This is a genomic window from Salininema proteolyticum, assembly GCF_042685645.1.
Classification (GTDB): domain Bacteria; phylum Actinomycetota; class Actinomycetes; order Mycobacteriales; family Micromonosporaceae; genus Salininema; species Salininema proteolyticum.
In genome coordinates this window covers 1,629,514-1,654,473 of sequence record NZ_JBHUNX010000001.1, presented here as the reverse complement: position 1 = coordinate 1,654,473, position 24,960 = coordinate 1,629,514, and the positions used below count along the sequence as shown (strand labels likewise).

Annotated in this window: 19 protein-coding genes; 7 read left to right on the top strand and 12 right to left on the bottom strand. The window is 69.9% G+C overall.

Features of this window, described 5'->3' with window-relative positions:
- Window positions 1–22: 22 nt before the first annotated feature.
- A complete protein-coding gene (locus tag ACFTE1_RS07750) occupies window positions 23–610 on the bottom strand; it encodes a prepilin peptidase (RefSeq protein ID WP_380621838.1) in 588 nt (195 codons plus the stop codon).
- A gap of 304 nt (window positions 611–914) precedes the next feature.
- Window positions 915–1,430: a winged helix-turn-helix transcriptional regulator gene (locus ACFTE1_RS07745; protein WP_380621840.1), complete on the bottom strand. Its 516-nt coding sequence runs from the start codon at window positions 1,428–1,430 to the stop codon at window positions 915–917.
- Window positions 1,431–1,513: 83 nt separating this feature from the next.
- Between ACFTE1_RS07745 and ACFTE1_RS07740 the strand changes: the two genes are divergently transcribed.
- Window positions 1,514–2,854, top strand: coding sequence for an MFS transporter (locus tag ACFTE1_RS07740; RefSeq protein WP_380621842.1), 1,341 nt, complete (start codon window positions 1,514–1,516; stop codon window positions 2,852–2,854).
- On the opposite strand, the gene ACFTE1_RS07735 is transcribed toward ACFTE1_RS07740, so the two are convergent.
- Window positions 2,813–4,039 (bottom strand): MFS transporter, encoded by a 1,227-nt coding sequence (locus tag ACFTE1_RS07735; protein ID WP_380621844.1) that lies wholly within the window; start codon window positions 4,037–4,039, stop codon window positions 2,813–2,815. The two genes, ACFTE1_RS07740 and ACFTE1_RS07735, sit on opposite strands and share 42 nt — an antisense overlap.
- Window positions 4,040–4,150: 111 nt before the next feature.
- Here ACFTE1_RS07735 and ACFTE1_RS07730 point away from each other — a divergent pair, with 111 nt between their 5' ends.
- Window positions 4,151–5,026, top strand: a complete 876-nt coding sequence (locus tag ACFTE1_RS07730; RefSeq protein WP_380621846.1) for a LysR family transcriptional regulator — start codon at window positions 4,151–4,153, stop codon at window positions 5,024–5,026.
- Here the strand turns inward: ACFTE1_RS07730 and ACFTE1_RS07725 are convergent.
- From ACFTE1_RS07725 to ACFTE1_RS07710, 4 genes are all read right to left on the bottom strand, one after another.
- Entirely contained in the window at window positions 5,016–5,342 is a 327-nt protein-coding gene (locus ACFTE1_RS07725) for an RNHCP domain-containing protein (protein WP_380621848.1), read from the bottom strand. The two genes, ACFTE1_RS07730 and ACFTE1_RS07725, sit on opposite strands and share 11 nt — an antisense overlap.
- 596 nt (window positions 5,343–5,938) lie before the next feature.
- On the bottom strand, window positions 5,939–6,529 hold the full coding sequence (locus ACFTE1_RS07720; protein ID WP_380621850.1) for an FKBP-type peptidyl-prolyl cis-trans isomerase: 591 nt from the start codon (window positions 6,527–6,529) through the stop codon (window positions 5,939–5,941).
- Between the two features lie 54 nt (window positions 6,530–6,583).
- Complete coding sequence (locus tag ACFTE1_RS07715) at window positions 6,584–6,946, bottom strand: hypothetical protein (protein ID WP_380621852.1); 363 nt, start codon at window positions 6,944–6,946, stop codon at window positions 6,584–6,586.
- 12 nt (window positions 6,947–6,958) lie between these two features.
- The gene (locus tag ACFTE1_RS07710) at window positions 6,959–7,966 is read right to left on the bottom strand and encodes a helix-turn-helix domain-containing protein (protein WP_380621854.1); all 1,008 of its coding nucleotides are present in this window, start codon (window positions 7,964–7,966) and stop codon (window positions 6,959–6,961) included.
- Window positions 7,967–8,118: 152 nt separating this feature from the next.
- Between ACFTE1_RS07710 and ACFTE1_RS07705 the strand changes: the two genes are divergently transcribed.
- Complete coding sequence (locus ACFTE1_RS07705; protein WP_380621857.1) at window positions 8,119–8,877, top strand: SDR family oxidoreductase; 759 nt, start codon at window positions 8,119–8,121, stop codon at window positions 8,875–8,877.
- 101 nt (window positions 8,878–8,978) lie between these two features.
- Here ACFTE1_RS07705 and ACFTE1_RS07700 read toward each other — a convergent pair whose 3' ends face one another.
- Genes ACFTE1_RS07700 through ACFTE1_RS07690 form a run of 3 tightly spaced genes read right to left on the bottom strand, consistent with a single transcriptional unit; the run spans window position 8,979 to window position 12,406 of the window.
- Window positions 8,979–10,760 (bottom strand): hypothetical protein, encoded by a 1,782-nt coding sequence (locus ACFTE1_RS07700; protein ID WP_380621859.1) that lies wholly within the window; start codon window positions 10,758–10,760, stop codon window positions 8,979–8,981.
- The gene (locus ACFTE1_RS07695; RefSeq protein ID WP_380621861.1) at window positions 10,757–11,404 is read right to left on the bottom strand and encodes a hypothetical protein; all 648 of its coding nucleotides are present in this window, start codon (window positions 11,402–11,404) and stop codon (window positions 10,757–10,759) included. The genes ACFTE1_RS07700 and ACFTE1_RS07695 overlap by 4 nt, the downstream gene beginning before the upstream one ends.
- A 30-nt stretch (window positions 11,405–11,434) precedes the next feature.
- The gene (locus ACFTE1_RS07690; protein WP_380621863.1) at window positions 11,435–12,406 is read right to left on the bottom strand and encodes a CBS domain-containing protein; all 972 of its coding nucleotides are present in this window, start codon (window positions 12,404–12,406) and stop codon (window positions 11,435–11,437) included.
- Window positions 12,407–12,530: 124 nt separating this feature from the next.
- Here ACFTE1_RS07690 and ACFTE1_RS07685 point away from each other — a divergent pair, with 124 nt between their 5' ends.
- Window positions 12,531–13,976: a TIGR02710 family CRISPR-associated CARF protein gene (locus tag ACFTE1_RS07685; RefSeq protein ID WP_380621865.1), complete on the top strand. Its 1,446-nt coding sequence runs from the start codon at window positions 12,531–12,533 to the stop codon at window positions 13,974–13,976.
- 64 nt (window positions 13,977–14,040) lie between these two features.
- Here the strand turns inward: ACFTE1_RS07685 and ACFTE1_RS07680 are convergent, their stop codons facing one another.
- Both ACFTE1_RS07680 and uvrA read right to left on the bottom strand, forming a co-directional pair.
- Window positions 14,041–15,069 carry a proprotein convertase P-domain-containing protein gene (locus ACFTE1_RS07680; protein ID WP_380621867.1) on the bottom strand — a complete coding sequence of 343 codons (1,029 nt, stop codon included), beginning with the start codon at window positions 15,067–15,069 and terminating at the stop codon, window positions 14,041–14,043.
- A 520-nt stretch (window positions 15,070–15,589) separates the two neighbouring features.
- Entirely contained in the window at window positions 15,590–18,529 is a 2,940-nt protein-coding gene (uvrA, locus tag ACFTE1_RS07675; RefSeq protein ID WP_380621869.1) for an excinuclease ABC subunit UvrA, read from the bottom strand.
- A 539-nt stretch (window positions 18,530–19,068) separates the two neighbouring features.
- Here uvrA and ACFTE1_RS07670 point away from each other — a divergent pair.
- Genes ACFTE1_RS07670 through ACFTE1_RS07660 form a run of 3 tightly spaced genes read left to right on the top strand, consistent with a single transcriptional unit; the run spans window position 19,069 to window position 24,951 of the window.
- A complete protein-coding gene (locus tag ACFTE1_RS07670; RefSeq protein ID WP_380621871.1) occupies window positions 19,069–20,124 on the top strand; it encodes a hypothetical protein in 1,056 nt (351 codons plus the stop codon).
- Complete coding sequence (locus ACFTE1_RS07665; RefSeq protein WP_380621873.1) at window positions 20,121–21,713, top strand: DNA polymerase Y family protein; 1,593 nt, start codon at window positions 20,121–20,123, stop codon at window positions 21,711–21,713. The genes ACFTE1_RS07670 and ACFTE1_RS07665 overlap by 4 nt, the downstream gene beginning before the upstream one ends.
- Complete coding sequence (locus ACFTE1_RS07660) at window positions 21,706–24,951, top strand: error-prone DNA polymerase (protein WP_380621875.1); 3,246 nt, start codon at window positions 21,706–21,708, stop codon at window positions 24,949–24,951. The genes ACFTE1_RS07665 and ACFTE1_RS07660 overlap by 8 nt, the downstream gene beginning before the upstream one ends.
- Window positions 24,952–24,960: the final 9 nt, after the last annotated feature.

Below are 24,960 nucleotides of genomic sequence, written 5' to 3'. Positions count from 1 at the left end.
ACGCCGCCGTTCACGCCCCGCCTCACATGGCGAGGACCAGCCCCGCCCACGCGCCCAGCGCCAGGGCCGGGCCGTAGGGGATCACGCGTCCTCCTCTCGCGGCGAGGGCCGTCGCCCCTCCCGCGACCACCGCCGCCACGCCGGCGACGACGGCCGGCGCGTACCCGTCCCAGGCCAGTCCCATCGCCAGGACCCCGGCCAGCTTCGCGTCGCCGGCCCCCATCTGCCCCAGCGCGACGCCCGCCGCGTGGATCGCGATGGCCGCTCCGGCCGCGAGCGCGCACCGGATCATGGCGTCCGGGCGGGCCGTGGCGGCGACGCAGGCGCCGACCAGGGGGTAGGGCGTCAGGACGAGGACGTTCGGAAGGCGTTGGAGGTAGAGGTCGATCCATACCGCCGGAATGACCGCGAGGGCGGTGAGCGTCAAGGCGGTCCTCTGGAGGGCGTCGGCGTGTCCGGTTCCGGCCCAGAGGCTCACGGCCACCGCGGCGTTGACGGCAGTGAAGAGTCGGAACGGCGGTTCCCTCACCGCCGCCAGGGACACGACGCGTGCCAGCGGCGGGCTCAGTGCGATCGCCGCGCCCGCCGCGATGGGGATCTCCCAGGCCATGGCCGTTCGCCCCCTTTGCTTCCCGTGGACGAGGAACGGGGCCGTCGGCGGGAAGCGCCCCCGTCGACGGCCCCGTCGGCGCCTCTGCCGGCGGGGCCGGCAGCGACACAGAACCATTGATTCGAGTGAAGGTCGCACATCCTCGTGCCGGAGGAGACTCCCCCTCTCCGGCGTCGGATGCGCAATGGGCCCCTCACGGTAGTCGACCGTTCACCGGCGCGGGGCACGACACGCCACTGTCGTCTCTGTCCGGTAGGCGACAAATACCCGCCGCCTCCTTCTCAGTCGCGCGCTTCGGTGAAAGTCATTCCACCACAAGGGGTTCGAGGAGGCGGTGGGGCGCGGCCAGGGCTCGGCTGACCGGGTCGTCCCGCTGCGGCCCGGGCCCGGGCCTAGTGGCGACGTCGCCGGCCGGGGGCGTGAGACCGCACTCGGGGCAGAACGCGTTCCCGTCCAGGCGGCCGCCGCAGGCGGTGTGCGTGAAGACGCGGGTCACAGGTTCCTCGCTGAACTCCTGGCCCCACTGGACGAGGGAGTGGAGGGCCGGCCAGAGGCGTTCGCCGCGCGGAGTCAGCACGTACTCGTAGCGCGGCGGCGATTCGCGGTAGAGGCGCTTCTCCAGCACCCCGGCGTCGCAGAGCCGGCGCAGGCGGTCGGTGAGGACGGCCTTGGGGGCGTCGAGCTGGACGGCGAAGTCGTTGAACCGCCTGACTCCGTAGAACGCGTCGCGGATGACGAGCATGGTCCACCGCTCGCCGATGACCTCCAGTGCGCGGGCCAGTCCGCAGTGCTGGCCGGCGTAGTCCTTTCCCAGTGCCATGCCCCGACTCTACCAGAGTTCGGTCATTGAACCCTTGTGCTAGCCTGAATTAGTTCATTCATTGAACCTTGAAAGGCCGCACCATGACAGCCACGTTGACCAAGACCCGATCACGCACCCGCCCCACGGCCGTGCTCGCACTCGCATGCGCGGTGCCGCTTCTCGTCTTCACGAACTTCTCCTCCACGATCGTGATCATGCCCCGCATCGCCGAGGGCCTCCATGCCGGACCCGTGGGTCAGACCTGGATCCTCAACGGCGTGTCGCTCGGGCTCGCCGCGCCCATGCTCGCCGTCGGCAGCCTCGCCGACCTCTTCGGACGCCGGCTCATGTTCATCGCCGGGGCCGCGCTCCTCGCGGCCACCGGATTCCTGGCGGCCGTGTCGACGACGACCGGCGTCTTCATCGCCGCGCGAATCGCCCAGGGAGCCGCCATGGCCGCCCTCCTGACCTCCAGCCTCGCCCTCCTCGCCACCGCCTTCCCCGACGGGCCCGGGCGACGGAGGGCGACGGCCGCCTACGGCGCGCTCACCGGCGCCGGCGTCGCCGTCGGCGTCCCCATCGCGTTCACTCTCACCGAGGCCTTCGACTGGCACAGCCACTTCTGGACCATCGGGGCGCTCGCCGCCGCGATGGGCATCGCCGCCCCGTTCGTCTTCACCGAGTCCAGAGACGTTCGCGCCCGCCGCTTCGACCTGCCCGGAACCGTCCTCCTCAGCGTGGCGATCGGGCTCCTCATGGCCGGCCTCATCCGACTGCGCCTCAGCCTGGGCGATCCGACGGCGTTCGCGCTCATCGCCGCCGCGGCCGGCTTCGCGGCGGGCTTCGCCGCCGTCGAACGGCGCCGGAAGGAACCCATGATCGACCTGTCCCTGTTCCGCTCTCCCCCGTTCACCGTTTCGGTGGCGGGGGCTTTGATCGTCGGCGCCACCCTGGCGAGCGCGACGAACTACATGCCCACCTTCTGGCAGTTCGGTTTCGGCCTGTCCATGGCCCACGCCGGCTGGCTCATCGCCGCGCTCTCCGCCGTCGCGGTCGGCACGGCCCTGGCGGCCAAGAGGATCCGCGTATCGATGAGCGGACTCGTCGTCCTGGTCATGGTCGCCGCCGCCGGCGCCCTCCTGCTCCTGGCGACGGCCGTCGGAGAGTGGAACGCCGCCTGGACCTGGACGACGGCGCTCATTGCCGGATCGGTGTACGGGCTCTCCAATACCGCCCTGGCCCAGATCGCGGTGGGGTCGGTTCCGCCCGAACGGGCCGGCATGGGTTCGGGGGCGAACAACTCGGCCCGGTATCTGGGCATGGCCGCCGGGATTCCCCTCGTCTCCGCGCTCCACTCCGCCTTCGGCATGGCCGCCGCGCTGGTCGTCTGCGCCGCGGTCCTATCGGCCGGAGCGCTCTGGTTCACGGCTCTGCGCCGGTAGGTTCCGCCGGGGTTCCGGGTCGGCGGTCCCTGCGGGATCTCCGGACCGATTCCGGGACGCCGCCACGAGCCCGACTACCACGACCGCCGAGGCGGCCAGCCCCGTCGCGATCCAGGACGGCGAGAGACGGCCCAGGCCCGCGCTAACGGCCGCACCGCCGAGGAACGGCCCCAGGGCGTTGCCGATGTTGAACGCCGAGATGTTCGCCGCCGAGGCCAGCCCCTCGGCCCCGGCGGCCTCCCCGATGACCCACGTCTGCAGCAGGGGCAGCGTGGCCGAGGTGGCGACGCCGAAGGCGGCCACCGCGACGGCCAGCGTGAGCGGGGACCTTGCCATGAAAGTGAAGGACGCGGACAGCGCCGCCACCGCCACGAGGGCCCACAACAGGCCCTGGAACAGGTTCCGCTCCGCCAGGCGGCCGCCCAGCGGCGTCCCGGCCAGCATGCCCGCGCCGAACAGCAGCATGATCCCCGCTACCAGCGTCTCTGGGCCGCCGGCCACCTCGGTGACGACCGGTGCGATGTAGGTCAGGACGGCCAGCATCGGCGCCCAGCCCAGGGCGGTGGCGGCAATGGCCGCCCAGACCTCCCCCTTGCGGAAGACGGCCAGTTCTCCGCCGAGCCCCGTACCCTGCGGCCTCGGTAGGCGCTCCATGGTGAGCGCGACGCCGGCCATCGACAGAACGCCGATCGCCGTCACTATCAGGAACGCGTAGCGCCACCCGAGGTTCTGCCCGACGACCGTCCCCAAGGGAACGCCCACCACGTTGGCGACGCTCAGCCCCATGAAGACGAAGGCCACCGCCCTCGCCTTCTTCTCCGGCGGCACGAACCGCGTGGCCACCGCGATACCCGTCCCCGCGAAGGCCCCGCCGGCGAAGGCCGACATCACGCGGCCGACCACCAGGACCGCGAGGCTCGGAGCGAAAGCGCTGACGAGGTTGCCCGCCACGAACAACGCGAGCAGCCCCAGAATGAGGCCCTTGCGGGGCATTCGCACCGTCAAGGCGGTCAGGAGCGGAGCTCCGACGACCATTCCCAGCGCGTAGACCGACACCAGCGATCCGGCCGCGGGCAGTGACGTTCCGTACTCCGCCGCGATCTCGGGCAGGATCCCGGCCACGACGAACTCTGTCGTGCCTATGGCGAACGTCCCCGCTGCCAGGGAAATCAATACGAGCGGCATGATCTCTTCCTCTCCGTTCTCTGGAACCGCTCAAAACTAGGTCCGACCGCCGCCGGGAACATCGGCCCGCCGTTACACGTTCGATGAGCGAGACTCAACAATGGAGGCGGTATGGAACGGCACGAGATCGAGATCTTCCTGGCGCTCGCCGAGGAACTCCACTTCGGCAAGGCCGCCGGGCGCGCGGGCGTCTCGCCCTCCCGAGTCAGCCAGGTGATCCGCGGCCTCGAAGAACGGTTGGGCGCGCCCCTGTTCACACGTACGTCCCGTCGCGTCTCCCTCACGGCCCTCGGCGACGAACTGCGGGCCGACCTGGCCCCCGCATGGGCCGACGTCCTATCGGCCTGGGAGAAGGCGTCGGCCTCGGCGCGGCCCCCTGTCCGAGAGATCCGCGTCGGCTATCTCGGGCAGCTCACCGCCGGGCTCCTCACCAGCGCGAAGGCGGCCTACACCCGAGTCCGGCCGGATGTTCGGATCCGGCTGACGGAAACGCACATCGGCGACCCGGTCAGGCCGCTGCGCGAGGGCGCGGTGGACCTCTTGCTCACCGAGACTCCCGTGGAAGAGCCCGGCGTCTCGGTCGCCGAGGCGATCCTGAGCGAACCACGAGTACTCGCGGTGCCCCGCGGCCACCGTTTTTCCGACCGCGAATCGGTCCACCTCGACGAGCTGGCCGGAGAGTCGACCTTCGCGCTCGACGGGGAGCCGCCGGAGTACTGGGAGCGCAGCTGCGTCCTGCGCGAGACTCCGTCGGGTGAGAAGGTCGGGCACGCCTTCGGCGTCTCCTCTTTCGGCGAGGCGCTGGCCATGGTCGGCGTCGGCACCGTAATCGGCCTTGTCCCCGAACACGCTTCACAGTTCCACGCCCGTCCGGACGTCGTCTACGTCTCGGTCATCGACGCGCCGGTCATCGAGTACGCGTTCGCGTGGAAAGAGAACGCGCCGAACTCGGACGGTACCGAGTTCGGCGCGTTCGTCAGCGCTTGAGCGCCTGGAGCGACACCGCCGCGACCCGCTCGACGTCGTCGGGCTGGACGGTGTCGGCGGCGATCTTGTTGACCGACCGGGCACCGCACTCGCGGCAGCGGAAGCGGATCTGCAAACCCTTGCCGGGCCTGTCGGTCAGGCCGACGGGGTCCATCAGGCCCCCGCAGCCGGACGCCCTGTCGCCGGGGCGGTCGTCCAGGTGCCTGGACCGCAGGCAGACGGGGCAGTGGTTGCGGTACCCGCCGTTGGTCAGCGCCCGGACATGCGCGCCGCAGTGGGCGCAGTCGAAATCGTCGTTCTCTTCTCGTCGTCCCATCCGGAGTCCCGTAAATCGAAGGAGTGGTTCGATTCGCGGAATCCAGGGTTCGGTTTCCTCTCACCGCGCCGGGCGCGGCCATCGGGCTGGGCGGGGCAGGGACCGGTTCACCGCCCGTGCGGGCGATTAGTTCCGCCTCCGGCTTCATGCCGACATGCGGCAATCCGGACCTCGACCGCTGTTGGGGACTGTGGCGGCCACTGTCTCCCGGGACCTCCTTGGAGCCGGCGGTAGGTGTGGGTCCCGCCGCACCGACTGCGGCGTCCACCCCTGTCAGGACGGGACGGGGTAACGGTGGCCCATGCGCCTCCTCGGGTCGGAACGGGTGTCTCGCCGGTATTCTCGCCGACCGCGGTTCCGGGGCGCAAGCGGTTATCCGCCGACGGGCGCCGGTGAAACGCCGGCTCGCCGCGGAACCCCCGCGGCCCGGCCGCGCTCAGCGGTCGAAGCCGGATCAGGAGGAGGCGGCCATGTCCTCCCCGTCCGTGGCCCAGCTCCACGGACCGCTCGAACCGTTCGGCGGCGGCCTCCGGACGATCGTAATTCCTTCCGGTGGCGGCATGCTCGATACCGCCCGATCCCCGGCAGGGGCCTGTTCAGGACACTTCGAGGACATCCACCGCGAACACCAGGGTCTCGCCTTCGGTCCCGTCACCGAAACCGCGATCGCCGTAGGCTTTGTCCGGCGGAGCGACTATGAGGCGGCGTTCGCCGGGCTTCGCCCCGACCAGCCCCTCGTCCCAGGCCTTGATGACCATTCCGGAGCCGACCGGGTCGACTGCGAACGGCGCTCCCCGCTCCCAGGACGAGTCGTACTCCTCACCGGTGGACCACAGCCACATGGAGTACCGCGTGACCACGGTGTCCCCCTCGGCGACGGCCTTCCCCTCTCCCTCGACGACGGTCTCCACCACGAGTTCCCCAGGGGGTTCCTCGTTCGGAAGGTCCACCGTCGGCCTCGTCTCCGTGTCGGCGGGGACGCCGAGCCGTTCCCACAGGGCAGGCGGAATCTCCACGGCTCCTTCGGTGGTCCGGGGCTGCGCGACTATGAGGGCGATCGCTCCGATCAGACCCGCCGCGACGACGGCCGCCACACCTCCGAGCCACCACCGACGGCGTCTCGAAACGGACGGCGGACGTCCCGCTCCGTAGTACTGCTCATGGGGGTTCGGCGTGTACTGGCTCATGTTCCGACAATACTCCCCTGTGCCACCGGTCGGTCTGACGCGGTACCGCGGCATTCAGAGTACCCAAGTGCCCCAAGCGGTCAGAAACAGCGGAGCGGCGACCGGCCAGTAGGAGAGCAGCATCCGCAGCTTCGCCGGAGTGCGCCCCCGGTAGGAGCGGGCCGACTGGACGAAGTGCATCACCCAGGCCGCGACGTGCACCGGCAGGCTCAGGCCCCACAGGAGCACGAGGACGAATCCGACCGTTCCGGCGCCCGTGCCGAACGGGGTCTCGATGGACTTCGCGAAGATGTCCGTGTCGAAGGCCATGAGGGTGAACGGGAGGAAGAGGACCAGGGAGAGGACCAGGCCGCCGTAGCTGAAGACCTTCATCCAGTTGTCGTGGTCGAGGTCGAGCCTGAGTCGTCGGGAGGGCATGTCCCCAGTGAACTACGTCCGGACCGATCCGTCAAGGCGGTCGTCGAGCTGCTTTTCCTTCTGCCACAATGGAATACACAGATCTATGCCTGGTCGCGCCGAACCTCCGCCGAAACCGGGACGCGGACGTAAACTCCGCATCGGACGGAAGCCGTCCCGCCCTGCCCCGCTCCATACGGCACCCCTCTCCCCCGCCTCCAGCTTCATCCGCAGGAAGGCCAGCCGCTCCGCCGTCGCCGACCCCGGTTCGGCGTTGTAGACGCAGAGAGTCTGGTCGGCGTCCCCCGGCGCCTCGAACGACTCGTAGTGGAAGTCGAGGTCGCCCACCTCGGCATGGCGGTAGTACTTCCGGCCGTGGGTGCGGCGCAGGACGGCGTGGTCGTCCCACCAGCCGGCGAACTCCGGGCACCCCTCGCGCAGGTCGCCGACCAGAGCGGCCAGGGCCCGGTCGTCCGGGCGCAGGCCCGTCTCGTACCGCAGGACTGCCACCGTCTCGGCCGCTATCCGCTCCCAGTCTCGGATGCGCTCCCTCGCCGACGGGTCGAGCAGGCAGTACCGTGCCAGATTCCGGTCGGCGGGAGGCGCGGCGCGGATATCGCCCATCACCTCGCGGGAGAGGGCGTTCTGCTCCAGCACGTCGAGGCGCCTGCCGACGATGAAGGCGGGTACCGCGGAGAGGCTGTCCATCATGAGCGCCATGCCTTTGCGCACGCGCTGGGCGGGACGCCATTCCGCCGCCGAACCGCCTTTCAACAGGTGCTCCAGGTAGGCGCGTTCGGAGTGGTTCAGGCCCAGCGCCTTCACCAGCCCGGCGACGACCTCCGGCGACGGATTGCGGGCGCGGCCCTGCTCGAGCCGCGTGTAGTACTCGGTGCTTATATGCGCCAAGCGCGCCACTTCGTCTCGTTTGAGGCCTGGCACCCGCCTCTGCCGGCCGTCGTCGGCCAGGCCGGTCTCGGCCGGGCCGAGGCGGGCCCGGCGCGAGGTGAGGAACTCTGCTGTAGACGCCGCGTTGTCCATGGCCCCATCGTGGCGCGGCCCGTCCCGGCGGACAAGCCGTTATCGGGTACTGCGAGTACCACCTACGGCGGGGACCGGCAACCGGTGGATCCGGCCTCGGGGCGGTGGTGGACTTGGTGCCACGGGGAAACGCCCCGGTCGAAAGGAAACGTATGAACGACATCGAGAACCGCGTCGCCGTGATCTCCGGCGCCTCGTCCGGCATCGGAGAGGCCACCGCCCTCCGCCTGGCCGAAGGGGGCGCGAAAGTCGCCCTCCTGGCGAGGAGGACCGACCGCGTCGAGGAGACGGCCTCTCGAATCGCGGACAAGGGCGGAACGGCCCTGGCCCTGACGGTGGACGTCACCGACGCCGACTCCGTCCGCCGGGCCGCCGAGCGGGTGCGGAGCGACTTCGGACCGGCCGACCTGGTCGTGAACAACGCCGGGGTCATGCTCCCCTCGGCGCTCGAGGACCGGCGCTTCGCCGAGACCGAACGCCAGATCGACGTGAACGTCAAGGGGCTCATGACCGTGGTGGACGCCTTCCTCCCGCAGTTGACCGATGCCGCGGAGTCCTCCGGCAGGGCCGACCTGGTCAATATCTCGTCCATCGCCGCGCAGAACCTCTTCGAGAAGTTCTCCGTCTACTCGGGCACCAAGGCCTTCGTGACCCACATGTCCAAAACGCTGCGTGCCGAGCTGGGCGTCAAGGGCGTCCGCGTCTCGGCAGTCGAGCCCGGGCTCGTGTCGACAGAGCTGGCGGGCCGCGTGACCGTCCCGGAGATCAGGGACTGGCTCGAGCCCATGTTCGAGTCGATCGAGACGCTCACACCCGAGGACGTCGCGGAGACCATCGCGTTCCTCGCGTCGCTTCCGAATCGGGTCAACCTCCAGCAGGTGACCGTCATGCCGACCGGCCAGCCGGGCTGACCGGGGAAAGGCAAGGCGGCCCGAACGAACCGCTTCACCCGGGCGGAAACGTGGGCGGGAAAGCCGAGCCGGTTGCCGAGTCGGCCTTCCCGCCCGGTCCCTCAGGCCTCGAAGACCTGCCGCATCAACCCGGTCCGGCTCATCGGCCTGTTCGCGCGCAGCCATTCCGCGTAATCCCCGGGACGCTCGTCCTCCAGCGCCTTCAGCGCCCAGCAGACCTTGAGATCCTCCACCCCGAGGTCGACCACTGTCAGCCCCCTCTTCTCGAAGGCCCTCAGATTCCGCCTCATCGTGTCCGTCAGATCCCACGGCCGGGTACGCAGAGCGACCGCCGAGACTTTGGAGTCCTTCTCCGTTCCCGACCGCTCCAACAGCCACCGCAGCCTGCCTTTGAAAGCCGACCCCTTGCTGCTGGAGATTCCCCTGAGGCACCACCGGCGGTCCTCTTCCCGCACGGCCACGTGGATCTCGTGCTGCCCCAGCTTGTTCTTCGGCTGGGGCCTGGCCGTCATCGCCCTGCCGGTCTCTTCGGCGTACGCACGCAGCCCGGCCAGCAGGAGCGGCGGAAGATCGGAATCCTCCTTCCCGTGCGCCCGCGCGTCCGAGACGTCGGCCTGCTTGACCAGCTCTTCGAACCGGGCGGTGAGGGGTTCGCCCGACTGGGGCGCGGGTTCCGCTTCGCGGGCGGTACCGGAACCGGCAAGTGACATGAGCGGAGTGAACTCGTCGATATCGAGGCAGCGATCCACGTGCTCCCTCACACGGCGCACGATTTCGCGCGGGGTGCTCACTTGGTCGCCCTTGAACGCCTCATCGGCCACCGGCCACGTTCTCCACGGCCGCTTGAAGTCCACACCTTTCAGCCGAGCCTTCACATGCCCCGCTATGATCGACTTCGCCGCGTCCGTGCTGACGTTGGGATCCAATGCGCGCGGCGACCAGAACCGTTCCGGCACGGAGTCTATGGTGGACGTCTTCAACCGCTCCCACGAACCCGGCAAGCACGATACGACGATCACGACCCGGTGGGTGTAGTCGATGAAGTCCATCAGGCCCTTGGCCAGGTTGTCCAGCTGTTCGCTCCGGCCCTGTTCGGTGCCGACGCCCCTGGTGTCCAGATTCGCCCGATCCACCAGCTCATCGATCTGGTCGACGCTGAACATCACCGGCCCCACCAGTGAGACGACCCTGGTCAAGGCGAACAGCAGATCGCGGGGACGGCGCATCGCCGAGCGGATGCCCCACTCCTCCCGACTGCCGCGCACCGTCTCGTCACGACAGGACAGCCAGTCTTCGGCGAAGTCCTGATACTTGGGGATATTGGAGCCGAGCAGGCACAGCGCTCGGACGACGTCCCTGGCGGCGCCGTCGAGCGCAGTGCCGAAGGACTGCCCGACCGCCTTCACCACGGCCTCCACCGCCTCCGGAGTAGGGTCCCCTTCCAGCACGGGCAGTTGGGGGTCGTCCGGGAGAGACGCCTTCTTCAGCAGTTTCACCAGCAGCTGGCGCACCTGCTGCCCCGGATCGTCCATTCCCTGGGTCAGGCTCGACACGAACGACAGGAGGGCGGCGGTGGCGAAGTCCTCGTCCTTGTGGATGTCGAACTGGACGAACAGGCCGCCTTTGTCCTCCAGCCTCATTCGCCCCTGGCGGATGAGGTGTGTCTTGCCCGACCCGGTCCGACCGTGGAATACGAGGCTGAGCGTGTTTCCCCGCGTCCGCTCGGCCGCCTCCGCCAGGCCGCGTTGAAGGTCCTGGACCGCGTGCTGATTGTGCAGGTCCACGTGGACTTCCGAGTCCCGCCACACGTCGGTGGACTGCACCACGGGTTCCAGTTTCCGAAGAGCCTCGAGCGCCTTGCGCTCCTCCGGGGTCAAGGTCATACGAACGCCACCCAGTGCATCCGGGTCCCGGCCACTTCTACGGCCGCCTCTTCATCGGCGTCGGTCACCCGTCGGCGGTTGGCCTCCGGGACCATCCTGACCAAACGCCGGTTGTAGAGGATCCGCAGGGTGTCGTCCAGCTCGGCCCGCTCTATCGAGGAGAGCGACTCGCGCAGCTCCCGCATCGGCACCCAGGCGGACTGGCCCTCCACCAAATTGCGGTACTCCTTCTCGACCCTGCCGGTGTTGGAAGGCACCGGAACGTCGCCTCCGCCGTCGCGGTCCTCGTCGGAGAGCACGGACTCGCCCGAAAGGTGGTTGCGTTCCAAGAACCGGTGGACGGCGTTGAAAAGGGCGTACACGACGCGGACATTGACCGTCGACTTCGGGTCGGGACTTCCGGCCAGCTCCTCGACGGCGCGGCGGCGCCCGTCAGGCGTCAACTCGTACATGAAGGGATTGCCATGGCCGCGAGCGCGTACGGCGGCCAGGAATCCGGCCTTCTCGAGGTTCTCGCGCTCGCCCTTCTTGACATCGACGCCGAAGGCGTCCTTCAGCTGGGGGTTGGTGACGTCCTCCGGCGGCCGGTGGACCATGAGGGCCAGGAGGATGAATCGTTCACGTTGCGTCAGTGCTTTCTTCATGGGTGGGACTCCGTATCGGTAGTTCGAACGTCAGGTCAGTTCATGGAGTGTCCGCGCGAACGCCTCGATGTCGGCGAGGCTCTCCGCCGAGGGCGGGTCCGGCGAGAAGTGGGTGATCTCGTTGCGGATGCGCGCCGTTTTCCCGATCATGCGCAGGAAATAGTCGTGGTCGATGACCCATCCGAGCCGCTCCCAGTGTTCGAGGGGCCGGAGCATATGGGCGTACTTGCCCAGGGTGAGAGCCGCGTCGGGATCGCCCTTCGACCGCTTCGGGAGGTGCCTGTCCAGCACCTTCCGGTCGATGCGCTCGGCGACCCGCTTGCGGACTCGCAGTTCGATGACGCCGATCGTCAGGATGGGCGAGTGGCGCATGACGAACTCGCGCAGCAGATCGCCGACCGTGACGATGCCGATCGGCCGCTGGGCGTCGTCGACGATCGCGGCGAAGCCGGCCGCGTACACCTCGTCCAGGAGGTCGAGCACGCGATTGTCGCCCATGACCGGGCGCTGGTCTCTGACAGTCACCTCGGCGACCGTGGTCGGCTTGGCGGGCTTGAAGAGCGCTGCCGCGATGCTCCGTTCGGTGACGACGCCGCGGTAGTCGCCGTCCTTACCGACGACCGCCAGTTGGGAATGCTCCCGGTCGACCATTTCGGTCCAGGCTTTGACCAGCGAGTCGGACTCCCTCACCGTGTGGACCCTCCGGCTGGCGGACGTCAGATGCGCGAACCGCAGGGCGCCTTCGGAATCATAGTCCTCGGGCTCCGATCCCTCGTTCGGACGGCGTCTCCGCAGTGTCACCGTGTTCTCCGGCCACACCCGTGTGAACGGAGGGTCGGTGGTGAGGCCGAACTGCGCCAAGTCCGTCCGAATGCGCTCGACCACGTCCGCCGAGCGTCGTTCCTCTCCCCAAAGTCGGAGGAGTTCGGTGACGGACAGGGATACGGGTGGATCGGATTCACTGGCGCGCTTCAGGAACTGCAGGGGGTCGTCATTTTCCATCGATTCAAGCTAACGCATATCCCTGAAGCATAGGATCCCTCACGATCTGTCGCGTTGACGACAAAACCCGCTCCTGCCGATCAGCGTCTACGGGAACGCCGACGCCGCTCGTAACGTTGGATCAATGCCAGATCCCATGAAGTCCATGAGCGACCGCCTGCGCCGCATCAAGTCCGGCGAGGAGTCCTACGGTGCCGGAACGCGGGAGGAGCAGATCCTCCGGTACCGCAGAACGGTACTGGTCCCCGCGGCCGTCGAGCGCATCGAGGCCCTGGTGTCCACCGACCCCGGCGCCTACCCCGAGATCGACCTCCTGGTGAGCCTGTCGGGGTACTCCCCCGAGGTCACCGTCTTCGCCTCGGCGTTCCTCCGCCCCAAGCAGCTCCTCGTCCTCGCCTCGCACAAGGCCGTGGACGGATTCAACTTCATACAGTCCCATGTGGCTTTGCCGCCCTCATGCGTCAAGCTTCAGGAAGTCGACCCTCTCGACCCCCACGACCTCTACGAGCGCGTTCAGAAGGCCGTGGACGACGTCAAACGATTCGCGGTCGAAGAACCGCGGGTCGTCATCGACATCACCGGAGGCAAGAAGTCCATGACGGCCGGAGGCGCGCTCGCCGCCGCCCAACTCGACTACCAGATGTGCTATATCGACGGGACGTTCGATTCAGCGCTGCGGCAGTCGGAACCGGGAACCGAGAGCCTGGTGCTGCTCGACAACCCCACCAAGATGTTCGGCGACAAGGCCAGCGACGCGGCCGCGACGGAGTTCGCGAACGGCGGTTACGGCGCGGCGCGCCAGCGGTTCGGGGACATCGCCGGCTCGGCGCCGCTTCCGGCGAAGGCACGGTTCGGCCGCGACCTGTCCGCCCTCTACCAGACCTGGGTCGACCTGGACTTCGATCGCCTCGGCACGGCCGTCGACGTGATGCGCGATCGCTTGAAGGACAGGGCCTACCAGTGTTCTCCGCAGATGGAGTCCAAGATCGAGGCCCAGCTGGTATTCCTGGGAGAGCTCGCGGCCGGCGACAGGGGGCGCCCGTGGACGCTGAACTTCTTCCTCCTCGCCGAACACTATTCGCACCTTGAACGGCACGAGTTCGCGGCTCTGCTCTACTACCGGACGCTGGAAAGCATTTTCGCCCAGCGGCTGGCCGAGCTCGGGTTGAACGTTTCCGCACCGCGATGGGAGGCCCTCTCGCCAGACGAGCACAAGCTGACCGCCGCGTTCTCCGACATCGCCGAGCAGGTGTACGGAAAGAGACCGTCCGACCTGCCGTTCACCGTCGGCATGGTGGACGCGGCCCTGCTGCTGTACATCATGGAGGACCCGTTCATCGAACGCTTCCGCCTGGGAAGCACCAAGGCCCTGAAACACCTTCGCGGTTTGGCGGACATCCGAAACCGTTCGATACTCGCTCATGGAACGAAGCAGATAGGCCAAGAGGACAGCCGCAAGCTGGGCGACTTCGCCCTCCGAGGGCTGCGCGAACTCTGGAAGCTCTCTGGCGACCGCCGCAAGATCGACGATCAGATTTCAGAGCTGCGCTTCGCCAAGAAGCTCTTGTAGCATTTCGCCGCTCTGCGTTGGGAACGGGTCCGGCGGTCGGCCGCCGGACCCGCGCCGCGGTGGGTCAGACGCTGATCGTCCAGCCGTTCAGGGTGCCGGTCGAACCGCCGTCGTAGGTGTCGGTGACCTTGAGCGTCCAGGTGCCGGAGGCGGACTCGCTGGAGAGGTCGAGGTTGTAGGTCCGCGACCCGAAGTTCCCGGATCCCGAACCGCTTTCCTGCAGCACCCGGTACGAACCGTCCGGTGCCGTCAGGGCGACGCGGATGTCGCCGTAATAGGGGTGGCTGATGTTCACCGTCACGGAGCTGGAGGACGAGGCCGATCCGTCGCAGTCCAGGTCGACGGTCGAGGAGATCGTGGTGCCCTCGGCGATGGTCTGCGAAGAGCCGTTCGAGCCGGTGCATTCGCCCTCGCCCGGGTCGCCGCCCGAGGTGCCGCAGTAGTCGGTCATGTGCGACTGGAGGGCCTCGTGCTCGGCCGAGTCCGCGGTGAGGTCGTAAGTGTACTTGACGTGGATCCAGGCCTTGACGTAGTCGCAGCGCACGGAGCTGTTCGAAGGCATCCACTCGGCCGGGTCGTAGGAGCCCTTCGAGCTGTTGGACGACCGGCTCGCGATCCACAGCTGCGGGTTCTCGATGTCGTTGGCGAAGGCCTCCCGCTCGGACGTGCTCCACGCCCAGGCACCGGACCCCCACGCCTCATGCAGTGCCACCACGTGGTCGATGGTGGCGTTGGAGACGTCCTCGGTCCAGGTGTCGTCGAAATCGGACTGCCAGGAACCGGAGTCGGGCTGGCAGTCGCTGCCGGTCTCGACGTTGGACCCGTCGCGCTGGAGAACGAACTGGCGTGCGGTGCAACCGCCTCCGACGCTGCTCCAGTGCGGGAACAGGTCCCGGTCGTACGACGAGTTGTGGGACTCGGCGGCGACGGTGAGCCGGTCGAGCTCGTACTGCGCCGTTGACGCCGAGGGTATGGCCGGCGGGCGGACGGCCTCGGCGGGAGCGGTCTCCAGGCCGAGGAGGCCGATGGTGGTCAGGGCGGCCGCCGCGATGACGGCGATGGCTTGTCGCGCAACGCCTGTGGTGCGGTGCATGATGGTCTCCTGTGAGTGATCGGGGTGCGATCGGGGCGCGAGGTGGCGGGGTGTCGCGTTCTTGCACGAAATCGGGATCAATTAATTTCGATTAGATCATGGGGTGATGGGTTGTTTCAAGTGATCGGATCGAACATTAACGCGATCGACATGAGCAGGTAACTGTCTGCGCCTTGGCTTCTACTCGATAGTCTGAGGACGGGCGGAGACAAAGGCCGTTCCGGGACTTGTGAATGCGCGATGAACGGCCTGGGATCCGGTGTCGAACTCGCGGGGCGGAGTCCGGGGCCGCCATGGGGCAATGGCTCGTCGCCTTCGGCGAAGGCCGCAGCACATGCGAGGCCGGAACTCCCGGACCCGCCTACGCGATCGGGCCGCCCAAGGCGCTCATCTGCGGTCGGGTCCTGCGCTCTGGGAAGGGTGTGGGAAACGGCGCTCCCCTTCGGGTCGCGGCCGCGACCCGAAGGGGAGCGCACGGAAAAGGGCCCGGCGGTCTCCCGCCGGGCCCGACTGGGTCGGGTTACTTCCCGTGCTTTCTTCCGTTGTTGCCCGCTTCGGCGCGCTTGGCGGCGGCCTCGGCGGCCTTGCCCGTCGCCGTGTGGTCGAGCATCGGTTTGAGGAAACGGCCGGTGTGGCTCTCTTCGACGGCCGCGACCTCCTCGGGCGTGCCGATCGCCACGAGCGAGCCGCCCTTGTCGCCGCCCTCAGGACCGAGGTCGATGATCCAGTCGGAGGACTTGATGACGTCGAGGTTGTGCTCGATGGTGATAACCGTGTTGCCCTTGTCCACCAGCCCCTGGACCACGCCCAGCAGCTTGCTCACGTCCTCGAAGTGCAGTCCGGTGGTCGGCTCGTCGAGGATGTAGACGGTGTTTCCCGTCGATCGCTTCTGCAGTTCGGAGGCCAGCTTGACGCGCTGGGCCTCGCCGCCGGAGAGCGTCGGGGCGCTCTGTCCGAGGCGCACGTAGCCCAGTCCGACCTCGACCAGGGTCTTGAGGTGGCGGTGGATGGACTGGATGGGCTCGAAGAACCCGGCGGCCTCCTCGATGGACATCTCAAGGACCTCGGAGATCGTCTTGCCCTTGTAGTGCACCGTGAGCGTGTCGCGGTTGTAGCGCGCGCCGTGGCAGGTCTCGCAGGGCACGTAGACGTCGGGCAGGAAGTTCATCTCGATCTTGATCGTGCCGTCGCCCGAGCAGGTCTCGCAGCGTCCGCCCTTGACGTTGAAGGAGAACCGGCCGGGGCCCCAGCCGCGGACCTTCGCCTCGGGCGTCTCGGCGAAGAGCTTGCGGATCTTGTCGAAGACGCCGGTGTAGGTCGCCGGGTTGGACCGCGGGGTCCGCCCGATGGGAGACTGGTCGACGCCCACGACCTTGTCCACGTTGTCGAGACCCGAGATGGACCGGTGCTTGCCGGCCACGAGCTTGGCGCCGTTGACCTCCGAGGCGAGCGTGTTGTAGAGGATGTCGTTGACCAGAGTGGACTTGCCCGAGCCGGACACGCCCGTGACGGCCATGAGCACGCCCGCGGGGACGGGGACGGTGACGTTCTTGAGGTTGTTCTCCCGCGCGCCCTGGATGACCAGCTGGCGACAGGTGTCGGGCGCCCGGCGAATCGCGGGGACCTCGATCCGGCGGCGGCCCGACAGGTAGTCGCCCGTCAGCGATCCGGGGTTCTCCTTGAGGCCCTTGACGTCGCCGGAGTAGACCACCTGGCCGCCGTGCTCGCCGGCCCCCGGGCCCACGTCGACGACCCAGTCGGCGGTGTTGATGGTGTCCTCGTCGTGCTCCACCACGATCAGGGTGTTTCCCAGGTCCCTCAGCCGCGAGAGCGTCTGGATGAGCCTGTTGTTGTCGCGCTGGTGCAGGCCGATCGACGGTTCGTCGAGCACGTAGAGCACGCCGACGAGACCCGCGCCGATCTGCGTGGCCAGGCGGATGCGCTGTGCCTCGCCCCCGGAGAGCGTCCCGGCCGCGCGCGCCAGGGTCAGGTAGTCGAGTCCGACGTCCAGCAGGAAGCGGAGCCTCTCGTTGACCTCCTTGAGGATCGGGGTCGCGATGACCACGTCGCGCTCGGAGAGGTCGATGGAGGCGAAGAACTCCTTGGCGTCGGCGATCGACAGGTTGCACACGTCGGCGATGGAGCGCCCCTCGACGAGCACGGCCAGCACCTCGGGCTTGAGGCGGGCGCCGCGGCAGGTCGAACAGGGGATCTCCCGCATGAACTGCTCGTACTTCTCGCGCGTCCAGTCGGAGTCGGTGTCGGCGTGGCGCCGCTGCACCCACGGGACGACGCCCTCGAAGCGGGTCTCGTAGGCGCGCCTCTGCCCGCGCTTGTTGCGGTAGGCGACCTGGAGGACCTCGTCGTATCCGAAGAGCACGACGTCCTGGGCCTTCTTCGGCAGCTTCTCCCACGGGGTGTCGACCGAGAATCCGACCGCCTCGCCGAGCGAGACGATCTGGTAGAGGAAGTAGTCGCCCATGCCGACCGACGACCAGGGCGCGAGCGCGCCGTCGCGGATGGAGGCCTCGTGGTCGCGGATGACCAGTTCGGAGTCGACCTCCTTGCGGACGCCCAGGCCCGAACAGGTCGGGCAGGCGCCGAAGGGGGCGTTGAAGGAGAAGGTGCGCGGCTCGATCTCGTCGAGCGCGATCGGGTGGTCGTTGGGGCAGGCGAGCTTCTCGGAGAAGCGTCGCGTGCGCTCGGGGTCGTTCTCGTCCTTGTCGACGAACTCGATCTCCACGACTCCGTCGGCCAGCCCCAGCGCCGTCTCGATCGAGTCGGTCAGGCGGCGCATGCCCTCGGGTTTGAGGCTGATGCGGTCGACCACGACCTCGATGTCGTGCTTCTCCTGCTTCTTCAGCTTGGGCACGTCGGCTAGCGCGTAGACCTCGCCGTCGACGCGGGCGCGCGCGTAGCCCTGTTTCTGGAGGCCGTCGAAGAGGTCGAGGAACTCGCCCTTGCGCTGCCGCACGACCGGCGCGAGCACTTGGAACCGGGTGCGCTCGGGCAGTTGGGCGAGCTGGTCGGTGATCTGCTGGGGCGACTGGCTGCCGATGGCCTCCCCGCAGACGGGGCAGTGCGCCTTGCCGATGCGGGCGAAGAGGAGTCGCAGGTAGTCGTAGATCTCGGTGATGGTGCCGACCGTCGAGCGCGGGTTGCGCGAGGTGGACTTCTGGTCGATGGAGACCGCGGGGGAGAGTCCTTCGATGAAGTCGACGTCGGGCTTGTCCATCTGGCCGAGGAACTGGCGGGCGTAGGCCGAGAGCGACTCGACGTAGCGGCGCTGTCCTTCGGCGAAGATCGTGTCGAAGGCCAGGGAGGACTTTCCGGATCCGGAGAGGCCGGTGAAGACGACGAGAGAGTCGCGGGGCAAGTCGAGGTCGACGTCTTTGAGGTTGTGCTCGCGCGCCCCGCGCACCACGAGCGTGTCGGAGGAATTCCGTTTCTTGGCTGCCACAGACTGAACCTATCCCCTGGGTCTGACATTCTCCGCGGGCCCCTGCGGCGCGGTGTTTCGAACACGGGCGCTGCCTGCGTTTCCGGATCACTTTGAGAGGATTGCCACCCTTCGGGGACGGCGCTCGGGCTCCGGAGGGGCCGACCATCCATGCTAGCCCGTTTCACCGCCCTCTCCCAGTCGCCGCTCCGGGTGGTCCTTCCCCGGTCTCGGGGAGGCGGCCGTGCGTTGCGGCCGGGGCGGGACGGCACTCCCCCGTCAGAACAGCCGACGGGGGCGGCGGGGTCGACGGCCCGTTCGGAGGGGCGTCCGACGCCCGGCGGGCATTTTTCGAACAAAGGTTCCCTGAAGTGTGCGAAACGATCACGGGCGAACCCTCCGCAGGCCGGGGCACATTACCGCATAGAAGCCATGAACTGGGAATACGATGTCCGATTCCGCGCCGCGGAGATCAATAGAACAAATGTTCGAGTTCGCCTTGAGCCGGGGGCCGGGCCGTGTTTTTATAGAACACACGTTCGAAAAAGGAAGGAGGAGGCATGGGACTCTCCCCCCACTCTCCCGACCTGCGCGAAGACGCGAAACGGCCTTCCTCCCGAGAGCTCGCCGACCGCTTCGGGCTCCTCCAGGCGCGCGAACTGCTCATCGGCACCCGTATGACCGAGCGCCTGGGGGAACGGGCCGCCGACCCGAACCGCCGCGGTGGCGGGCGGGCGGACGCCGCGGCGCCCGAAGATCCTTCCGCCGGATGGACGGCTCGCGGTGCGGACGGTCTCCCTCCCGTCGGGCAGAAACGCGCCGACACGGTCGAGCCTCCCGCCGCGAGTTCCCCGGGGATCGGAGCGGACATGCTCCCCTCCCCCGCCCCGGGCGAAGTCCCGCCCCCGCTCCGTGCCGCCGCCGCGGGTCGGCCGCCTCTCGACGCCCCTCCGGCCCCGGCAACGCCCAAGCCGAAGGACGCCGGGTTCGCGCACCTCGCCCCCGTCCGGCCGCAGTCCTGGACCGCGGTGCGCCCCACCCTACCGGTCACCCCCGACATCGCCGCCCTCCTTCCCGACCGGGCGCTGACCGGCTTCCTCTCCCTCGACGCCTCCCGCCCCGGCACCACCTCCCTCCTCTGGCGGCTCCTGGCCGGCCCCACCGCCGGCGGAGTCTGGTGCGCCCTGCTGTCCCTCCCCCGCCTCCACCCCAACGCCGCGGCCGCCGCCGGGGTCGACCTCGCCAGGGTCGCCCGCGTGGAGGCCGACCCCGCCCTGCTCGCCGACGCGGCGGGGACCCTCGCCGAGGGGGTCGGCGTCCTCGTCCTCCCCGCCCGGGCCCTGGCCCCGGCGGCGCTGCGCCGCCTGGCCGGGCGTGCGCGCCGCCGGGGCTGCACGGTCGTCCTGTGGGGCGACCGGCCCCGGGCGGGGACCGAGGTGTCCTGGAGCGTCCGGGAGGCGGAGTGGTTCGGCCTGCCCGAGGACGGCAACCGGGGCCGCCGGTTCGGACCGGGGCTGATCCGGGGGTGCAGCCTCACCGTCGCCGCGCGGATCAAGGGCGGCCGGACGGTCGAGCGGACCCTGTGGCCCTACGGGCGGCGGAGGGAGGCGGCGTGAGGCATCCCGCGTCCCGTGGAGACGCCCTGTTCGACCCGCCGGAGGAGCGCGCGCTGCTCGCTCCGGAGGCCCTCTCCGCGAGCGTGGAGAGGGCCTCCGCCGACGCCGCGAAGCCCTCGGGGAAGAGGGACCTCTCGGGCGGGGCCGGGGCGGGGAGGCCCTCCGCGGAGGACGGGGACGCGTCCTCGGAAGGGGCCGCGGAGCGGGGAGCGGTCGGCGGGCGGAGGGGCGCCGCGTCCGCCTCCGTTCGCCGCACGGCGGTCCTCCGCCTCCCCGACTGGACGCCGGACACGCCCGAGTCCGCCTTCGAGCCGGTCGTCGAGGCCGTCTCGCGCCACGCGCCCTATATAGAGGTGCTGCACCCCGGCGTGCTCGCGCTGTCGATGGACCGGCGCGCCTCCGAGCGGCCCTACGCCGAGGCGCTCATCGACGATGTCACCGCCGCGACCGGCTGGGACGCCCTCCTCGGGATCGCCGACGGCCTGTACGCCGCCCTGCTCGCCGCCCGGTTCGGGATGCTCGTCCCGCCCGGCGGCGACGCCGCCTTCCTCGCCCGCGCCGACGTCTCGGCCCTCGGGCTCACCGGGCTCGTCGATCCGGGCACCTGCGACGTCCTGCGCCATCTGGGCGTCCGCACCCTGGGCGAGTTCACCGCCCTGCCCGCCGACGCGGTCCTGGAGCGGTTCGGCCCCTCCGTGCGCGCGGCGCAGCGCCTGGCCGCCGCGGAGGCCGACCGGCCGCTGCGCCCCGAGGAGCCCGAGCGGGACCTGTCGGTCGGGAGGGAGTGCGACCCGCCGTTGGAGAGCCTCGACCAGGCCGTGGCCCTGACCCGGTCCATGGCCGAGGAGCTCGCCTCCGTCCTCGACGCGCACAACGTCTCCTGCCACCGGATCACCGTCCGGGCCCGCACCGTCGTCGGCACCGTCCGCGAGCGCACGTGGCGGATCGACGAGCCGACCGTGCCGGAGATCGTGCGGCGCCTGCGCTGGCAGATCGAGGGGTGGCTGGTGGACGGCGCCCGTTCCGGGGGCGCGGAGGGGCCGAACCGGCTGGAGGGTCTGGAGCTCGTCCCGGTCGACACCGTCGGCCTGGTCGACGACCAGGTCCCGTTGTGGGAGGTCCGCGCGTCGGGGGCTCGGAAGGGCGAGAACGCCCTGGCGCACACGCAGAGTCTGCTGGGCCCCGAGGCGGTGACGGTGTGCGCGCCCGTCCGGGTCCGCGACGCCCTCGCCCCCGAGCCGGAGGCCCAGTGGGACCAGGATCTCCCCGAGGCGGCCGAGGGGCCGTGGCCGGGGGCGATGGAGGGGCTCGTTCCCGGCGTCCCCGACGGGCACGCGGTGGAACTCTTGGACGCCGGCGGAACCCCGGTCGGGGTCGGCGCCCGGGGTCTGCTGGACGCCGACCCGGCCTTCGTCGCCGTGGAGGGCCGTCGGCTGCGGGTGCGTTCGTGGGCGGGCCCCTGGCCGGTCGCCGAGCGGTGGTGGTCGGCCCCGCGCCGCTACGCGCGCCTCCAGGTCGTGTTGGAGGAGAGGCCCGCGCTGCTGGTGCACGAGTCGGGGCGTTGGACGCTGGGGGGCTGGTATGACTGAGCGGCGGGGAGGCCGGGCGGGCGGGGGCCTCGGCGCGGCGGAGCGGGGCGGCGGATCCCGCGCGGTGCCCTATGCCGAGCTGCACGCGCACAGCCACTACTCCTTCGCCGACGGGGCGGACTCCCCGGCGGACCTGGTCGCGGAGGCCGAGCGCCTGGGCTTGGAGGCGTTGGCGATCACCGACCACGACGGTTTCTACGGCCTCAGCCAGTTCGCCACGGCGGCGCGGGGCTCGGCGGTCCGGACCGTGTTCGGCGCGGAGCTCAACCTCGACCTGGCCCGTCCGCGGCGCGGCCGTCCGGACCCCAAGTCGACGCACCTGGTCGTCCTGGCGCGCAATCCCGCCGGGTACCGGGCGCTGTCGCGGTCGATCACCGCGGCCAAGCTCGCCGGGGAGGAGAAGGACCTCCCCCGCTACGACCTGGCCTCGCTGGCGGAGGAGGCGGCCGGGAACTGGCAGGTCCTCACCGGCTGCCGCAAGGGCCCGGTCAACCGGGCGCTGGCGGAGGGGGGACCGCGGGAGGCGGAGGCGTCCCTGCGCGAGCTGGTCGGGTTCTTCGGCCACGACCGCGTCTCGGTGGAGCTGACCCACCACGACCTGCCCGGCGACAGCGACCGCGTCCGCGCGCTGGCCGAGGTCGCCGAGCGGGTCGGGGTCCCGGTCGTGGCGACCAACGGGGTCCACTTCGCCTCGCCCGAGCGCGCGCACGTCGCCGCGGCCCTCGCCGCCACGCGCATGGGCCGTTCCATGGAGGAGGCCGATCCCTACCTGGCCGGCAGCGCGGCGGCGTTCCTGCGGTCGGGCGAGGAGATGGCGGAGAGGTTCCGCGACCATCCCGGGGCCCTGGCGCACTCGGTCGCGCTGGCCGAGGACTGCGCCTTCGACTTCACCCTGCTGACGCCGAGGCTGCCGCTGTTCGAGACTCCCGAGCGGCACGACGAGTTCTCCTATCTGGCCGAGCTCACCCTGGAGGGGGCGCTGGAGCTGTACGGCCCGCCGCGGGAGGAGAAGGTGGAGGGGGCGTGGAGTCAGCTGGACTACGAGCTGGGGGTCATCCGCGAGCTGAACTTCGCCGGGTACTTCCTCATCGTGGCCGACATCGTCGACTTCTGCCGCCGGAACGACATCCTCTGCCAGGGCCGGGGGTCGGCGGCCTGTTCGGCGGTCTGCTACGCGCTGGGGATCACCAAGGTCGACTCGGTGCGCTACGGGCTGCTGTTCGAGCGGTTCCTCTCCTCTGCGCGGGAGGGCCCGCCGGACATCGACCTCGACATCGAGTCCTCGCGCAGGGAGGAGGTCATCCAGTACGTCTACCGCCGTTACGGACGGCTGCGCGCGGCCCAGGTCGCCAACGTGATCACCTACCGGCCCCGCTCGGCCGTGCGCGACGCGGCGAAGGCCTACGGGCACGGCCCCGACCGGGCCGCGGAGTGGTCCAAGCGCCTGCACCGCTGGTCCGGCTTCGACCCCGAGGAGGTCCCGGAGGTGCCCGCCGAGGTCGTCTCGCTGGCCGGGGACCTCCTGACGCTGCCGCAGCACCTGGGCATCCACCCCGGGGGCATGGTCATCTGCGCGACGCCGGTGTCCGAGGTCGTCCCCATCGAGCCGGCGCGCGCGGAGGACCGGACGGTCCTGCAGTGGGACAAGGAGGACTGCGCCGACGCGGGCCTGGTCAAGTTCGACCTGCTGGGCCTGGGCATGCTCGGGGCGCTGCACAAGATGACCGACCTGGTCGCGCTGCGCCACGGCGTCGCGATCGACCTGGCGAAGCTTCCTCCCGAGGAGCCGGAGGTCTACGATCTGCTGTGCGAGGCCGACACCGTGGGCGTCTTCCAGGTCGAGTCGCGGGCGCAGATGTCCACCCTGCCGCGGCTGCGGCCCCGCTGCTTCGACGACCTGGTCGTCGAGATCGCGCTCATCCGCCCGGGCCCGGTGCAGGGCAACGCGGTCCACCCCTATCTGAGGCGGCGGCGCACCGGAGAGGACTGGCGGAAGGACGTCCACCCGAAACTGCACCGGGCGCTGGAGAAGACGCTGGGCGTGCCGCTGTTCCAGGAGCAGCTGATGCAGATGGCCATGGACGCCGCCGGCTTCACCTCCACCGAGTCCGACCGGCTGCGCCGCGCCATGGGCGCCAAGAGGTCTGCCGAGCGGATGGAGGAGCTCAAGGCGCGCCTGTACGAGGGCATGGCCGGCAACGGCATCACGGGCCGGGAGGCCGACGGGATCTACCACCAGCTGAAGTCCTTCGCCGACTTCGGCTTCCCCGAGAGCCACTCGGCGTCGTTCGCGTTCCTCGTCTACGCCTCGGCGTGGCTCAAGTGCCGCTACCCCGCGGCGTTCTACGCGGGCCTGCTGGCCAACCAGCCCATGGGCTTCTACTCCCCCGCCTCGCTGGTCGCCGACGCCCGGCGGCACGGCATCACCGTCCGCAGCGCCGACGTCAACGCCTCCAGCGCGGAGGCCGACGTCGAGCCGCTCGGCCGCGAGCCGTCGGGACCCGTTCTGGCGCACGCCGACCTTCGCCTCGGACTGGACTCCGTGCGGGGGCTGTCGACGGCGACGGCCGAGAGGATCACCGCCGCGCGCGGGGAGGGCGGCCCGTTCACGTCGCTGTGGGACCTCACCCGCCGTGCCGAGCTGACGTCCGCGCAGGCCGAGGCCCTGGCCCTGGCCGGCGCCCTCGACTCCCTGGAGGGCGACCGGCGCCGGGCGATGTGGAAGGCGGGCATGGCCCGCCACGACCCGGACGCCCTGGAGGGGACGGACCCGGCCTCGCGGGCGCCGACCCTGCCGGGCATGTCCGACGTGGAACTCGCGCACGCCGACTGGTCGGGGCTGGGCCTGTCGGTCCGGGCGCACCCGATGTCCTTCGCGCGCGACGGCCTCGACGCCGAAGGGGTCCTGCGCATCGCCGACCTGGTGGACGCCGAGGACGGGACCCGCGTCGAGATCGCCGGGGTGGTCACGCACCGCCAGAGGCCCGCCACCGCCGGGGGCACGACCTTCGTCGGGCTGGAGGACGAGACGGGCCTGGCCAACGTCATCTGCTCCGAGGGCCTGTGGAAGGTCTACCGGGAGACGGCCGTCTCCGCTGCGGCACTGCGCATCCGCGGGCTCGTCACGCGCGCCTCCGACGGCAAGGAGGGCGTTCTCTCCTCCACTAGCCTGACGGCCGACCGCCTCGCGAAGCTCACGCTCACCACGCCGACCGGACGCTCGCGGAACTTCCGCTGACCGGCGGCC